The sequence below is a fragment of the Corynebacterium urinipleomorphum genome, from assembly GCF_900155535.1.
In the GTDB taxonomy this organism is placed as follows: Bacteria; Actinomycetota; Actinomycetes; order Mycobacteriales; family Mycobacteriaceae; genus Corynebacterium; species Corynebacterium urinipleomorphum.
Genome location: NZ_LT706964.1, coordinates 244,199 through 259,226, shown reverse-complemented (window position 1 = coordinate 259,226; position 15,028 = coordinate 244,199). Strand labels below are relative to the sequence as shown.

Genomic DNA, 15,028 nt, shown 5'->3' with positions numbered 1-15,028 from the left:
TACTCTAACCCGCAGATTCACCTTCAGCTGGTGGCGACACCTCGCAGGAGCGTTCAAGCACCACTCCAGCCACGGCCAAGGCGGCCCCGCCGAGCGCCCCGGCTATGACCCCGGGCACGTCCGCTTCGGCCGCGGCGAGCATGCTGATCCGCGGCAGCACCCACACCGCCAGGCCGAGGAACCAGCCGCCCAGGATCGCGCCCGACCAGGCGCTGGCTTTGCCGATGACCATGAAATTAGCCATCATCATCGGGTTGATCTGCGAGCGGTCCAGCCCCACGCGCCCTTCCTCGCGCCGGCGCCGCACCATCACTGCCAGAAACACACACAGCGCCGCGACGGCCCACAGCGGCAACGACCACAGCGGGGAGATCGTCTGCCACGCGCCATAGAACCGGCGCACCAGAATAAGAGCAGCCGCGGCAAAGAATCCGGCCGCCCCCACCAGGGCAGTCACGTTCGTGCGGTTCATGCGGGCGTCACCTCATCATCAAGAGCGGAAGCCAGCTTATCGACGCCCCCTCCCCCCAACCGTGCCGCCCCATCCACCTCGAGCCACGGCACGAGCACAAAGGCCCGCTCGTGCGCCCGGGGATGCGGGACGGTGAGATCCGGAGTGTCCACGGTGATCTCCTCCCCGTTGTCGGAGTAAAGCGCCACAATGTCCACGTCCAGCGTCCGCGGCCCCCACCGAATGTCCCGAACGCGGTGTGCCTCCTGCTCCAACCGCTGGCACCGCGCGAGCAGTTCGTGCGGGGACTCGGTCACGTCCACAATGAGGATCTGGTTGAAAAAGTCGTCCTGGTCCACCCCGCCCCACGGGGCGGTGCGGTACACCGTGGACGTTGCGATGAGCTCGTCCGCGAACTCCTCCTCCACCGCTGCGAGGTGCGCGCGGGAGTCCTCCATATTCGACCCGGTGGACAGTACAGCACGCATGAGTTGCTCCTAGTTAGTCGGGTTAGCAGCCACTCGTGCCGGGCCGGCAGCTGTCTTGTGGGAGCGGCGGGCGGTGACCGCGACATCGTCGAGCACGAGCCCCACTGGCGCGTGCGGCTTGTGGACGGTGACCTCCACGGCATGGAGCTGCCCGAACGTGGCCATGGCCTGTTCAGCGATGTCGGTGGCCACGGTCTCCACCAGCTGTCGGCGCGTGCCCGCGACGGTGTCGGCGGCGAGCTGGGCCAGCTCGGCGTAGTTGACGGTCTTAGTCAGGTCGTCGTCGCGCGCGGCATCGGCGAAGTCCAGCCACGCGGTGATGTCCACGATGAACGGCTGACCGTACTCCGCCTCGTGCGGCAGGACGCCGTGGCCCGCGTGGACGCGGATGCCGGTGAGCTGGATGCGGTCGGCCATTTACGCCTCCCCGTACTCGGCGCCGAGACGCCATGCCGCGGCGACATCGACAGCGTCGCGCGAGACATCCACCTCGTGCACGCGCACACCCCACGCACCGAGGTGCGCGCTGACAGCAGTGACGGCGGCGGTGGCGGGGTCCGCCAGCGACGGGTTCGCCTCTAGTCCCCGGTTCGCGCGGATCTCGGTGAGGAAGCGCTTGCGGGAAGCTCCGACGAGAACCGGCAGATCACCAGCAATGAATTCCGGAAGCGCCTGAAGCAGCGCCCAGTTATCGGCGGCGGTCTTGGCAAAACCGAGGCCCGGGTCCAGCACGATCTGCGAGTGCTCCACCCCAGCTTTCACAGCGTTGTCCGTCAATCTGGCGAGGGTCTCACGCACATCGCGCACGACATCGCCGCCGTGGTCCGCGGAACCGGCTGCGTCGCCGAACTCCGCGTTCTGCACGGTGCGCCAGTGCATGAGGCACACCGGCAGGCCGGTCTCCGCCATCACGGCGTACATGTCCGGGTCGGCGAGACCACCGGAGACATCATTGATCATGTCCACACCGGCCTCGGCCGCAACGCGCGCCGTCGACGCGCGCATCGTGTCCACCGATGTGCGGATTCCTTCCGCGTGCAGCGCCTCGATCACGGGGCGCACGCGCTCGGCCTCCACAGCGGTGTCCACACGCGTTGCGCCCGGCCGCGTGGATTCCGCCCCGACGTCGATCATGTCCGCGCCCTGCGCCACGAGCTCTTTCGCGTGCGCAATGGCAGTATCGCGGTCGAGCCACTTCCCGCCGTCGGAGAAACTGTCCTCCGTGACGTTGAGAATGCCCATGACCATCGTGCGCCCGGGCGGCGTCAAATCTGCGACGGTGACCATTTTTACCCCCTGATCAGGCTCAATACCTCCGCGCGGGAGGCAGCGTTGCGTTTGAATCCGCCGCGCACAGCCGACGTCGTTGTCGTCGCGCCTGGCTTCCGGATGCCCCGCATGGCCATGCACAGGTGCTCGCATTCGATCACCACGATCACCGATTGGGCATGCAGCTTATCGACGAGCGCGTCCGCAATCTGACTGGTCAACCTCTCCTGCACCTGCGGCCGTTTGGCGTACATGTCCGCCAGGCGCGCCAGCTTGGACAGGCCGGTGACGTGGCCGTCCTCGCCCGGGATGTACCCGATGTGTGCCACTCCGTAGAACGGCACGAGGTGGTGCTCGCACGTGGAGTAGATGGGCACATCGCGCACGAGCACGAGCTCCTCGTGGTTCTCCGCGAAGGTCTTCTCCAGCACCGTCGTCGGGTCCGTGTGCAGGCCCGCGAAGACCTCCTCGTACGCCCGCGCCACGCGTGCCGGGGTCTCGCGCAGACCTTCCCGGTCCGGGTCCTCCCCCACAGCGAGCAGCAGCTCACGCACGGCGGCCTCGGCGCGCTCACGGTCAAACGAGGGGCGCACTGTCTCCAGCTTGTCCAGCTTCTCCAGATCACTCATTGTCGGGCCTCCTGTGGCGCGGTTCGGACGGGTTCTGCTGGGTCTCCGGGCGGGGCAACTGCTCGGTCAGTGCGTCGCCCTCACGCGGGCTCGGCTCCGCGACACCCGAAGCATCAGCGCTCGGCGCTTGCTCCGCGTCCTTATCGCCGGCGCGGTCGTCCCACACGTGGTCCGGCTGCTCATTCTCCGGCAGGCGGAAGCCGATGATCTCAGTCTCCGGAGTCGGAGCCGGTGCCACCGGCTGATTCGGCTGTCCCGGCTGCACCGGATACTGTGCCTGGCCCGGGTGCTGCCATTGATTCTGGTTCGGCTGGCCTGTGGAGGGTTGGACTGGCTGCTGCGGTGCGGGCTGGTGCTGTGCCCGGCCGTCGCCGGAGAAGGACCAGTCGACGGGCGGCTGCGGGCCGTCGTACCGCGGCTGGGACTGCTGCGATGGCTTGGCGGGACCCGGCTGACCTTGCGGCACCCATTGCTGGTTCATCGTGGCTTCGCGCTGGGCTTGGCGGCGGGCGCGTGCCTGCTGGGAGGCTTCCAGCAGGGAGAACTTCTTCGGCGGTTCTTCACCGCGCTCCTCGGCCAGCTCCACCGGGGTCTTCACTGGCTCGCGGCCGGGCTGGCGGGGGAAGCGGGCGTCCACGAGGTCCAGACCCGAACCCTGCGGGTCAATGCCGCCGAAGATGGCCTCGAGGTCGCCGCGGCGCAGCGTCTCCTTCTCCAGCAGCTTGGAGGCGAGAGTATCCAGGTAGTCGCGGTTCTCGGCGAGGATGGAGTAGGCGCGCTGATGGGCGGCGTCGATAAGCTCGTGCACCTCGCGGTCGATGGTCTCGGCGACGGCCGGCGAGTAATCGAGGCTGCCGCCGCCCATGGCGCGGGCGAAGGGGTCGCCGTCCTCGTCGCCGTACTTGACGGTGCCGAGCGCCGAGCTCATGCCGTACTCCATGACCATGCCGCGCGCGATCTTGGTGGCTTGCTCGATGTCCGCGGAGGCACCCGTAGTCGGCTCGCCAAAGACGAGCTCCTCCGCCGCGCGACCGCCCATGGCGAAGACGAGGCGGGCGAAGAGCTCGTCGCGGTTGTACATGCCCTTGTCGTCCTCGGCCGCCGTCATGGCGTGGCCGCCGGTGCGCCCGCGGGCGAGGATAGTGACCTTGTACACGCGCTCAATATCCTTGAGCGCCCACGCCGCGAGTGTGTGGCCACCCTCGTGGTACGCGGTGACCTTCTTTTCCTTCTCGGAGATGACTTTCGACGAGCGGCGCGGACCACCGATCACGCGATCCGACGCTTCCTCGAGCGCGTCCGCGGTGATCACGTTGCCGCCGATACGGGCGGTGAGCAGAGCAGCCTCATTGAGCACATTGGCCAGGTCCGCGCCGGACATGCCTGCGGTGCGCTTGGCCAGGGACTTCAAATCCACGTCTGGCCCCAACGGCTTGCCTTTCGCGTGCACGGCGAGGATCTTCTCACGGCCGGCCAGGTCCGGGTTGGTCACCGGGATCTGGCGGTCGAAGCGGCCCGGGCGCAGCAACGCAGGGTCAAGAATGTCCGGGCGGTTCGTGGCCGCGATGAGGATGACGCCCTCGCGGTCACCGAAGCCGTCCATCTCCACCAGCAGCTGGTTCAAGGTCTGCTCGCGCTCGTCGTGGCCGCCGCCGGTGCCGGAGCCGCGCTGGCGGCCCACAGCATCGATCTCGTCGACGAAGATGATGCACGGGCTGTTCTCGCGCGCCTGCTTGAACAGGTCGCGGACACGAGAGGCACCGACACCCACGAACATCTCCACAAAGTCCGAACCGGAGATGGAGTAGAACGGCACGCCCGCTTCACCGGCGACAGCGCGGGCGAGCAGCGTCTTACCGGTGCCGGGCGGACCGTACAGCAGCACGCCACGCGGGATCTTCGCGCCCAGCTGCTCGTAGATCTCCGGGTCCTGCAGGAAGTCCTTGATCTCCTGCAGCTCATCCACCGCTTCATCCGCGCCGGCCACGTCCGCGAACGTGTTCGTGGGCATGTCTTTGGTCAGCTTCTTCGCGCGGGATCCGCCGATGCCGAACATGCCCCCGCCGGACTGCATGCGGTACATGAAGAAGGAGATGAGGCCGAAGATCAGCAGCATCGGCAGCATGAACCCGAGCATGGACATCAGGAAGGACTCCTGCGTCACGTTCGTGGTGTAGGAATCCGCTTCCGCACCCTTCACCGCGTTGAAGATGTCCGGGGTGGTGCGTGCCGGGTACTGCGCTTGGATCTCCTCGATCCCCTCGCGTTCCTCAACGGTGATCGGCTCGCGCAGCGTCAGGCGGACGCGCTGTTCACGGTCGTCGATCTGTGCTTCCTCGACGTTCTTGTCGGCCAGCTGTTGCAGGGCCACCGAGGTATCCACCTCGGCGTAATTGCGCGAATCGTCCCCGATCAAAGTGACCAGGTACAGCAGAATCAAAAGGACGGCACCGATGATGCCGTAGCGCGCGACAGTCTTGTTATTCATCTAGTCCTGTTATGGGTGATTAGCCGGAAGTTGTAGTCCCTACAGCCTACCCACTGTGGCAAATTGGCCCCGCGGCAGTGGATACGAGTACGCGCGGGATACGAGTACGCGCGAGGACCAGCTGCCCGCCGTGCTAGATTTCGACGCTCTCCGGTCCCTCATTCCGCGACGGCACCGGCTTCTCGCCAGCTTCGGAGTACACGCGCGGGTGCAGGGTGCCCACGTACGGCAGGTCGCGGTAACGCTCGGCGTAATCGAGCCCGTAGCCGATGACGAACTCGTTGGGGATGTCGAAGCCGACGTCCAGCAGGTCGATCTTCGCCGTCTGCACCTCAGGTTTGCGCAGCAGCGTGATCACGTTGAGGCTCTTCGGCTGGCGCCCGGACAGGTTCTTCATCAGCCAAGACAGCGTCAGGCCAGAGTCGATGATGTCCTCCACCACGAGCACGTCGCGGCCGGAAATCTCCTTGTCCAGGTCCTTCATGATGCGAACGACACCCGAGCTCGTCGTCGAGTTGCCGTAGCTGGACACGGCCATGAACTCCACCTGGGATGGGATGGACAGTGCACGCGCGAAGTCGGTGAGGAAGTACACCGCGCCCTTGAGCACGCACACCAGAATGAGGTCATTTTCCGCGTCGCGGTACAGCTCGGAGACCTTGTCCGCCATCTCCTGGATGCGCTCTTTCAGCTCATCTTCCGAGATGAGAATCGCTTCCACGTCGTCGCCGTAGCGGTGCGCGGGGACATCGAAATCTTTACTTTCGCTCAGCCTCGTTCCTTCAGCCATACGGCCATCTTGCCAGAAGTTCGCTCATGCGCGGCTCCCCTGCCCCCTCTTGTCTCACTCCAACGCGAAGTGCAGCTCACCACGCCTCGTCCCCAGAGATCCCGTCAGCGCTAAACTGATCCCAGAATTTCTGGTCATCGCTGCCGTCCCCCTCGATGAAGGCCTGCTCATATTGTCGGGCCAACTGGCCACGAAGCATCCCTGAATCAGCGGAGCCACTAGATGCGTATGAATTCACTCTGCAAACCCCCATTTCAAATGTTTTCGGTGTGGCCAGAGTAACTCGGAACTCGAATGGATCTACTCAGGTCTCGGGGTAACCGTCTGAACTAGCCCAAAAAACGCCCGTCTCCTGACAGCCGCATCAGCCGGCCATCGACTCGGGCCACGCTGCACCCACCGCCAATAGCCACCGGCCCCTGACCGTGCCAGTCGGTACAGAGGCGCTCGACATCGGCGAGTTGACTACCACTAACCGACAGCGGCGAACCGAATGAGCGCTTCCCCTCTTCGCGCAACCAAACAAGTATGCGACGCTGGCGGACCGGCGCCGGGTCAGCGGCCAATGAAGCGCAATCATTGCTGGGGCTCAGGTCGACAAGGTTGGCCAGGAGCTCGTGATCTGCGGCAATACGGTCCGCTGCACGAGCGAGCGCAGGGACAGCATCGCCGCCGATGAGGTCGCTCAGCTGGGGTATGACACCCTTACGGACTGCGACGCGACGGTAAGCGGGGTCATCGTTCATCGGGTCGTGCCAGGGATCGAGGCCCAGCTCAGCGCATGCACCGACGGTGTCCGAGCGACGGACGGACAGGAAAGGACGGACTAGACGCGGCCCCGCCTCCAAAGGGGAAACCGGGGCCATGCCGGCAGGATTTCCGCGCAAGGCACCAAGGATGAGAGTCTCCGCCTGGTCGTCGAGGGTGTGGGCGACCCAGATGTCCCGCGGTGCGCCGCACGAGTCAGCGAAAGCGGCACGACCAAGAGCAGCGTAACGGGCAGTCCGGGCGGCGGCTTCGAGGCTCTCACCCGGCGCGGCGTCAACATCCACGCGGACAACGTCAGCGGGAACACCGAAGGCGCGCGCCTGCACAGCGGCCCGCTTTGCGACGTCCCCTGAGCCACTCTGCAGCCCATGATCCACAACCAGAGCCCGCACGTCTTTGCCTTCAGCGGCCGCAGCAGCGACGAGTGCGAGAGAGTCGGGGCCCCCGGAGAGCCCGATGAGGGCAGGGGCGATGAGGGGGCGAAGGGGGTGCCGACAAGCGAGAAAATGCGGTGAGTGGCGCGGCCAGAACGGTGTCTGCGGCATGGCGGCTAGTACTGGCGGAGCGTGGACGTGAATTCGTCCATGAGGCGGCGTGCGGTGAGAATGTCGCTGCCGTTGCTGATCATGGCGAATGTGTACACATTGCCCACCTCGGACGTGACCGTGCCGACGAGCGCCGAGGTGCCCGTCAACGTGCCCGTTTTCGCGCGGACCCAGCCCTTGCCGGGGAGGTCGGTGTAGCGCTCGTACAGCGTGCCGTCGCCGCCCGCGATAGCCAGTGCGGGGAGGAGTTCACGGATTTCGTCGGTGGAGGTGGCGCGGAGCATGACATCGTCAAGCAGCCTGGGCGGGATGAGGTCGAAGCGCGACAACCCGCTGCTGTCAGCCAAGGTCACTCCCGTGATGTCAAAGCCGTGCTCCGTGAGCGTATCCAGCGTGGCCTGGGNCGCCCACCCGGTCCGCGAGCGCCCGCGCCACGTCCAGCGCCGGCGTATGCGTGCGCGGCACGTCGCCGCTGGTTTCCCCTCCGAGACGGCCGCCGTGAATCATTGCGGGCTCCATCGGCGCGACGAATCCCCCGTCAATATCCATCGGGTCCCACCCCGGCATCTGGGTTTCCTCAGGCCACGCCGACGTGTCGATGTACACAGCGGACGCGGTACCGACTTTCTCTGCGAGCTCGTCGATCTTCTCCGGTGTGAGCCACACATCCCCCGCCGCCTTAATGGTGACGGCGTCGCCCGCGCGCACCACATCTGTCGCGATCGTCGCGTCGGGCTCGAGCGTGTACAGCGCCGCGGCTGCAGTGAGCACCTTCGTGGAACTCGCCGGCTGCAGCGGGTCGTTCGACGCCTGCTCGAACACCGTCGCTCCCGTCGCTCCGTTGCTCACCCGCACGTGGAGCTTGCCGAACTGCGGGTTCGACGCCTGCGCCCGCAACGCCTCACGCAATGCCCCCTCGTCGACCGGCTCCGCCGACGCCGGCTCAATCGGCAACGGTTCGGGCTCCGCCATCGAATACGCCGGCGCATGGTTGAGGCCACTCAGTTCCTGCTGCACCCACACCCCGGTACCCGCTGCCCCACCGACAGCCAGCACCGCCACGGCGCCCACGGCCCACGGCCACACTCGTCTAGTCATCGGGGTCAAGGGTAGCGCGGATAGTCGGTGCCACCCGCATGGACCACGAGTCCACTATCAACACGGACCGAACAGAAGATCATCCAGGAGCTAGCCGTTGAAGGAGTCAGCGGTGATCATAGAGGCACCGAAAGGAGGGCTGCCGATGACTACGAAGATGACTAAGGAAGAGCGGCGACGCGAGTGGGCAAAGCTCGCTGTCAAAGCGAGTGAGCAAACCGGTGAGCCACTTCCACAAGACTTTTACGGATTCACGGGGATGCGACCCCCAAAAAGTCACCGTTTTCGCACACACGTCAATCGGCAGACCTCTAGAACCCGTAGGGATAACAGCAGGTAAGCCTCGAACGCGCTGTTCCAAGGAACGTAGCGCAGCCTAACCAGGCGGGCAAGGCGAACCGAATTGGAACCGCCTCGGTTAGTCGCGAAGCCGCCCCGGTTAGTCGCGTTTGAAACCGTTCCCAAAACCGCAGGTGAAATGTTACTCATGTTGCTAATGGGATCTGAAACTTGAAGTGTCCTGGGTTTAGTTCCGATCATTTCTAGAGAAGGATTGGAATCATGCCAAGGAAGTACAGTGACGAGTTCAAGGCCAAGGCAGTGCGTTTGGCTGAGGATCTCGTTGAGCTCGAAGGGTGTTCGAAATGGGGTGCAGCCGTAGAGATCGGTGAAAAGCTCGGCATTCCAGCGCACACGCTCAACGATTGGTTGAAGCCGAATATGGCCTCGTCCGATGTTGAGATTGGCGCCGGCGAGTCAGCGGCTGACGAGCTGAAGCGGCTCCGGAAAGAGATTAAGGAGCTACGCAGGGCTAACGAGATCTTGAAAACCGCGTCAGCTTTTTTCGCGGCGGAACTCGACCGTCCCACCAGAAGATGATCGAATACATCGATGCGTATCGCGATCGCTTCGGGGTCGAGGCTATCTGTCGCACCTTGAAAGAGACAGAATGTGGGTTCATCACCTCTCGCGGTTACCGAGCAGCGAAAGCACGAGCGCCGTCGGCGAGGAGTTTGTCAGATGCGCTGCTTATTCCTGAATTGGTGAGGGTCTACGAGGACAACTTCAGCGTCTACGGGGTCCGCAAGATGTGGAAGGCTATGCAGCGCGCCGGCTGGAACATCGGTCGTGATCAGACCGCGCGTTTGATGAAGCAAGCTGGTATTCAAGGCCGCAGGCGTGGCCGCACACCGATGACAACGCTTCGGGCCAACGTGCCGGATTGCCGCCCTGACCTGGTCAACCGTGACTTCACTGCACCCGCGCCGCACCGGTTGTGGGTCGCTGACATCACCTATGTGCGCACCTTGTCTGGTTTTGCCTACACCGCGTTTATCACTGATGTGTACTCCAGGAAGATCGTCGGTGTGGCGACTCGGGCGAGCATGCGTACCGATGAACTGCCGTTGGAGGCCTTTGAGCACGCCCTGTATCACGCTGGTGATCTTCGCTCAGAAGGGCTTGTCCACCACAGTGACCGCGGCTCGCAGTATGTCTCGATCCGTTACGGTGAAGCGCTCACCCAGGCAGGTATCGATCCGTCTGTCGGCACCGTCGGCGACTCCTATGACAACGCGTTGGCTGAAACGGTCAACGGGCTCTACAAAACAGAGCTGATTTATCCCCACCGGCCGTGGGCATCGGTCGGTGAAGTCGAGATCGCCACCCTTCGCTGGGTGCACTGGTGGAACAACCAGCGACTTCATCAATCCCTGGGATATATCACTCCACAGGAGATGGAGGACGCCTACTATCAACGATCAGACGCTCAAACGTTGGGCGTTAAATAAGCGGAACAAAAACCAGGACGCTTCACTCATGTTGCTAATGGGATCTGAAACTCAAACGGGACTAACCTGAGCCAGCGCCGCGCCCAAAAGCGCCCAAAAGCACCCAAAAGCACCCGAAACCACAACAAAACGACCGCACAACCACCCCGAAACCCCGCAGAAACCCCGGCCCGCGCCAGCCCACACCCCCACGACTCCGCGCACCCCACCCAGGCCGCAGGCTACGATGGTCCCCAGACAGACACCGCCAAAGACTTAAGGAGCGTTCAATGGCTATTGAGGTCATCATTGAGATCCCGAAGGGTTCCCGCAACAAGTACGAGGTCGACCACGAGACCGGCCGCGTCTTCCTGGACCGTTACCTGTTCACCCCGATGGCGTACCCGGCGGATTACGGCTACATCGACAACACGCTCGCGGACGACGGCGACCCGCTGGACGCGCTGGTGATCACCCCGGAGCCGGTGTTCCCGGGCGTGACGGTCATTGCCCGCCCGATCGGCGTGTTCAAGATGACGGATGAGGCCGGCGGCGACGACAAGCTCCTCTGCGTCATCGACGATGTGCGTTATGAGTCCTACCAGGACATCGACGACGTCTCCGACTTTGTCAAGGACGAGATCGAGCACTTCTTCGTCCACTACAAGGACCTCGAGCCCAATAAGGAGGTCTCCGGTTCCGGCTGGGGCGACAAGGCCGAGGCCGAGAAGATCCTCGAGGAGTCCCTGCAGAACTTCAAGGCCCAGGGCGAGTAGAACTCCCGCGAGAACCTCGAAGAGACCAAGGACGCCAAGACTAAGAACTAAAGCATTCCCGCTTATCGACGAACGCCCCGCCGCACCCCGCACTGAACTGGCCCCCGAAAGTTGGACTGGTTTAAGTCTAGGCGGTTAGGGGTTCAAGGGCCTGATTCCGATATTGCATCGGGGGCAGGCCCTTGAGTCGTTGTTGGATACGTTCAGTGTTGTACCACCCGATGTACTGATCGATCGCCTGGTTGAACTCTGCGACAGTGTCGAAGACTTCGCCGTAGTACATCTCGGTTTTCAAGTGCCCGAAAAAGTTCTCCATGACCGCGTTGTCGTAGCAGTTGGCTTTACGCGACATTGACTGCATACCACCGTTGTCACTAATCAGGTCGCGCCAGGACGAGTGCTGATACTGGAATCCTTGGTCGGTGTGCATCATCCACCCGGGTTCAGGCGCACAAACCGCGATCGCCTTGGTCAAGGAATCAGCGGTAAACGCTGTCGACGGCGATGTATCCACAGTGTGGGAAACAATTGAACGATCGAACAGATCCATCACTGGTGACAGGTAGACCTTGCGGCCTGCGACCCTGAACTCGGTGACGTCGCTGACGAAAACGGTATTCGGCTTATCAGGGGTGAACTTGCGGTCAAGTTTGTTGTCGGCAATGTGGCTGATCGTCCCAGCGTAGGAAACATAAGGCCTGCGTTGGCGGACCTTGGCTCGAAGACCCATCTCGCACATGAGTTTGTAGACGAGCTTGTGGTTGACCACCCAGCCCTGGCTACGCAGGTCGAGTAGTACTCGCCGGTAGCCGTAGCGATGCTTGTTACGTTCGAAGCTTTCCCGGATCGCATCTTTGAGCGCGGCGTGCTTATCCGGTTGGCTGAGTCGTTTCTGGTGGTAGAAGAACGTCGACCGCGGGATACCAGCTGCTTCTAGGAGGTATTCCAAGCGGTGGTGCGACTTGAGGATGACAATCGCCTGCACTTTCAAGCGCGTCCCTGATTCCTCAAGTCCCGCAATTTTTTTAGATAAGCGTTTTCCGCTTCCAACCGCGCGATCTGGCGCCGCAGCTGCTCTTCTTCGCTAAGCCGCTTCGGGGCAGCCGAACCTTTGGACCTGCCCTTCGGCTTCGGTTTTAGTGCCTCATCGCCACCTTTGCGCCATTTCCGCGCCCAATCTCTGACGAGAATGTCTGACGACAGGGTTGCGTCCCTTAGTGTGGTGTAACGCTTGCTGATGGTGGGCCCTTGAAAATAGTGGGGCGGCCACCGTCAGTAACCTTTCGACTCAACTACCACATCTCACCGAAAGGCACATGACGATGACCGCTGCTCCGCATTCTATCGACCCGACAACCTATCTGGACGATCTGCTCGCCCAAGCGTCGCCAGATCTAATGCGGCAGATGCTGCAAGGGTTTATCAACCAGATCCTCTCCGCCCAGGCCGACACCGTCTGCGGCGCCGAGTACGGTGTTGCTTCCACCGAGCGGGTCAACCACCGCAACGGGTACCGCCACCGCGATCTGGACACCCGCGTCGGCACGATCGATGTGGCAGTGCCGAAGCTACGCCACGGCGCTTTCTTCCCAGACTGGCTGCTCGAGCGACGCTCACGGGCCGAACGGGCCTTATCGACCGTGATCGCGACGTGCTATCTCAAAGGGGTCTCCACCCGCAGAATGAACGATCTGGTGGCAACACTTGGCATTTCCAACATGTCGAAATCGCAAGTCTCACGGATGTCGGAAGAACTCGACGAGATGGTCGCCGATTTCAAAAACCGTCCACTCGATCCCGGTGGGTACGCCTACCTGTCGTGCGATGCGCTGACGATCAAGGTGCGTGAAGGCGGCCGGGTGGTCAAATGCTGCGTGCTGTTGGCCACCGGGGTCAACGCCGACGGCTACCGCGAAATGCTCGGCATGCACGTCGCCACCGCGGAATCCAACGCATCGTGGAAAGGCTTCTTCCAAGACTTAAAAGCCCGCGGACTTCGCGGTGTCTTCCTGATCACCAGTGACGCTCACGAAGGCATCCAGCACGCCATTGCTGAGGTGCTGCCTGATGCGTCGTGGCAGCGGTGCCGCACCCATTTCGCTAAGAACCTCTACGAGCAGGTCCCGAAAACACAGTGGCCGATGGTCTCAGCGATGTTCCAGACGATCTTCCAGCAACCTGACGCGGCATCCACCTGGGGGCAAGCCCATGAGGTCGTTGATCTGTTGGAACCGAAGTTCCCCCAGGTAGCAACGTACTTAGAGGAATCACTCGATGAGGTGTTGGCGTTTACCGCCGCCCCGAAACCAGTTTGGACGAAGGTGTGGTCGAACAATCCCACAGAACGGTTAAACCGGGAGATCCGCCGGCGCACCGATGTTGTGGGTATCTTCCCGAATCGTGAATCCATCATCCGGCTTGTTGGTGCGGTACTTGCAGAGCAACACGACGATTGGATCCAGCAGAAACGCTACATGTCACTATCCGCACTCGAACAGACCAAACACCTCATGCACCGCACAGGAGACGATCATGGTGAGCAGCACCAGCTAACCGCCTAACCAAACCCCGAACTTCATACCGAGCCGAAAGCACGAACGGCTACACCACTACACGGGACTTGACCGACGACAGGCCAAACTCACGGGCAAGATCCATTCTTGTCTCGCCAGCAAGGTGACGCTCGACAACTTCCTTCTTGATTTCGAACGAGTACTGCTGCTTTGTCGGTTTCTCCACAAGACATAGCCTGCCATGCAGTTGAAACCGACGACGGAGCGTACGGACGGCGTATTTAGAGACACCAAGAGCATTGGCAGCGGCTATAGAGCCCATGCCTTGCTCGAAACACTCCACCAACTGCTCGCGCTGCCGCTCACTTAGCGAACTTCGTGCTCTCAATGAAAACTACTCCCCACTAGTCGGTAACTGATTTCTCAGTCCAACTAATGGGGAGCAGTTCACACAACGGTGCCGCGGGGCGCGTTGCGTTGTGCGAGGCCAGAAGATCAGTCCAGATTCCCTACTCCGTCTCCGAAGCAGAAGCGGCTGCAGCCTCCGCTTCCTTGCGCTTCTTTCTCTGGCGCCGCAACCACCAGATGAGGAGCAGAATCACCAGCACCGCTACGGCGAGGATTGCTCCCATCCACCACTGGATCGGCGGCCCGGCGTCGTCGAGTGCGGAGTCGTCTGGGTCCATCGGCACACGGTGCGCATGCACGAGAAGACGGTGAGTATTGATTCCGTAGGGCGTGCAGGTGATCAATGTGAGAAGGTCCTCGCCTTCTTTCACCCTGAGACTGTCTGTCTCCTCAGGCAGAACCACCTCGATGTCGTGGACTTCGTACTTGAGCTTTTCGCCGAATACAGCGAGATAGATCGCGTCGCCCTCTTTGACTTCGGTGAGATTGTCAAAGAGCGTCGCATTTGTCAGGCCCGTGTGTCCTGTCAACACCGCGTGCGTATCGGGACCACCGACAGGCAACGAAGTCCCGAACAAGTGTCCCACAGCTTTGGTCAGCGTTTCATCGCTTGTGCCGTGTTGAACTGGCAGATTCACATTGATCGATGGAATGACCAGCTGTGCCATGGCTGGCAAACCCGACAGCTGCTTCAGATACGCCTGGTACTCCTGATTGCTCTCGGCATCACGGGAAGACCACGCATCCAGGATCGGACCCCCACGTCCCTCTCGGTTGTACTCGCGGGCGGATTCAAGAGCCCGTGCCATGGCATCCGGATCCTTTTGGACGGCATCCTCCATGATGGACCGGTAGTCCTCAGCGACCTTTGTCTGCTGATAGTTGTTCCATTGGGTGGCCACTACCGGGTAGAGCAAGACTGCAAGACCGAGCAAAATCAACAGCACTGGAAGCAGCATGCCTCGGGGCGAAGCTTGCTTGCGGTGCTGCGCTGTCCTAGTAGAGGCCATTTTTCAACTTTCCAAGTGGGGCAATC

The 15,028-nt window shown here is 62.4% G+C and carries 14 protein-coding genes, 2 pseudogenes and 1 other annotated feature; of the genes and pseudogenes, 3 read left to right on the top strand and 13 right to left on the bottom strand.

What is annotated here, in order from left to right; translation table 11 throughout:
* Positions 1-4: 4 nt before the first annotated feature.
* From CZ338_RS06635 to CZ338_RS06595, 10 genes are all read right to left on the bottom strand, one after another.
* The gene (locus tag CZ338_RS06635) at positions 5-472 is read right to left on the bottom strand and encodes a DUF3180 domain-containing protein (protein ID WP_087117487.1); all 468 of its coding nucleotides are present in this window, start codon (positions 470-472) and stop codon (positions 5-7) included.
* Positions 469-939, bottom strand: coding sequence for a 2-amino-4-hydroxy-6-hydroxymethyldihydropteridine diphosphokinase (gene folK / locus CZ338_RS06630; RefSeq protein ID WP_087117486.1), 471 nt, complete (start codon positions 937-939; stop codon positions 469-471). The genes CZ338_RS06635 and folK overlap by 4 nt, the downstream gene beginning before the upstream one ends.
* Before the next feature lie 9 nt (positions 940-948).
* Positions 949-1,356: a dihydroneopterin aldolase gene (gene folB / locus CZ338_RS06625; RefSeq protein ID WP_087117485.1), complete on the bottom strand. Its 408-nt coding sequence runs from the start codon at positions 1,354-1,356 to the stop codon at positions 949-951.
* Complete coding sequence (gene folP / locus CZ338_RS06620) at positions 1,357-2,226, bottom strand: dihydropteroate synthase (RefSeq protein ID WP_087117484.1); 870 nt, start codon at positions 2,224-2,226, stop codon at positions 1,357-1,359.
* Positions 2,227-2,228: 2 nt separating this feature from the next.
* Entirely contained in the window at positions 2,229-2,837 is a 609-nt protein-coding gene (gene folE, locus CZ338_RS06615; RefSeq protein ID WP_087117483.1) for a GTP cyclohydrolase I FolE, read from the bottom strand.
* The gene (ftsH, locus tag CZ338_RS06610; protein WP_087117482.1) at positions 2,830-5,325 is read right to left on the bottom strand and encodes an ATP-dependent zinc metalloprotease FtsH; all 2,496 of its coding nucleotides are present in this window, start codon (positions 5,323-5,325) and stop codon (positions 2,830-2,832) included. Before ftsH ends, folE begins: the two co-directional genes overlap by 8 nt.
* A 133-nt stretch (positions 5,326-5,458) precedes the next feature.
* Complete coding sequence (gene hpt / locus CZ338_RS06605; protein ID WP_087117481.1) at positions 5,459-6,115, bottom strand: hypoxanthine phosphoribosyltransferase; 657 nt, start codon at positions 6,113-6,115, stop codon at positions 5,459-5,461.
* A gap of 329 nt (positions 6,116-6,444) precedes the next feature.
* Positions 6,445-7,428, bottom strand: coding sequence for a tRNA lysidine(34) synthetase TilS (gene tilS / locus CZ338_RS06600; RefSeq protein ID WP_087117480.1), 984 nt, complete (start codon positions 7,426-7,428; stop codon positions 6,445-6,447).
* Positions 7,429-7,433: 5 nt separating this feature from the next.
* On the bottom strand, positions 7,434-7,775 hold the full coding sequence (locus tag CZ338_RS11380) for a D-alanyl-D-alanine carboxypeptidase (protein ID WP_407919365.1): 342 nt from the start codon (positions 7,773-7,775) through the stop codon (positions 7,434-7,436).
* Positions 7,776-7,791: 16 nt separating this feature from the next.
* Positions 7,792-8,400, bottom strand: coding sequence for a D-alanyl-D-alanine carboxypeptidase (locus CZ338_RS06595; protein WP_456236329.1), 609 nt, complete (start codon positions 8,398-8,400; stop codon positions 7,792-7,794).
* A gap of 687 nt (positions 8,401-9,087) precedes the next feature.
* Here CZ338_RS06595 and CZ338_RS06590 point away from each other — a divergent pair.
* Positions 9,088-10,316 (top strand): IS3 family transposase gene (locus tag CZ338_RS06590; RefSeq protein WP_143341226.1). Its coding sequence is split into 2 segments (ribosomal slippage): positions 9,088-9,364 and positions 9,364-10,316, totalling 1,230 coding nucleotides; the frame shifts between segments, so codons are not numbered across the junction.
* Positions 9,363-9,462, top strand: a sequence feature (AL1L pseudoknot). It overlaps the preceding gene by 100 nt.
* A gap of 269 nt (positions 10,317-10,585) precedes the next feature.
* Complete coding sequence (locus CZ338_RS06585) at positions 10,586-11,071, top strand: inorganic diphosphatase (RefSeq protein ID WP_087117479.1); 486 nt, start codon at positions 10,586-10,588, stop codon at positions 11,069-11,071.
* A gap of 127 nt (positions 11,072-11,198) precedes the next feature.
* Here CZ338_RS06585 and CZ338_RS06580 read toward each other — a convergent pair.
* Positions 11,199-12,286: pseudogene (locus CZ338_RS06580) on the bottom strand (IS3 family transposase); the annotation flags it as partial.
* Positions 12,287-12,393: 107 nt separating this feature from the next.
* Here CZ338_RS06580 and CZ338_RS06570 point away from each other — a divergent pair.
* The gene (locus CZ338_RS06570) at positions 12,394-13,632 is read left to right on the top strand and encodes an IS256 family transposase (RefSeq protein WP_204211789.1); all 1,239 of its coding nucleotides are present in this window, start codon (positions 12,394-12,396) and stop codon (positions 13,630-13,632) included.
* Positions 13,633-13,696: 64 nt separating this feature from the next.
* On the opposite strand, the pseudogene CZ338_RS06565 reads toward CZ338_RS06570, so the two are convergent.
* Positions 13,697-13,972: pseudogene (locus CZ338_RS06565) on the bottom strand (IS3 family transposase); the annotation flags it as partial.
* 121 nt (positions 13,973-14,093) lie between these two features.
* The gene (locus CZ338_RS06560) at positions 14,094-14,951 is read right to left on the bottom strand and encodes a class C sortase (RefSeq protein ID WP_235839481.1); all 858 of its coding nucleotides are present in this window, start codon (positions 14,949-14,951) and stop codon (positions 14,094-14,096) included.
* Between the last annotated feature and the right edge of the window lie 77 nt (positions 14,952-15,028).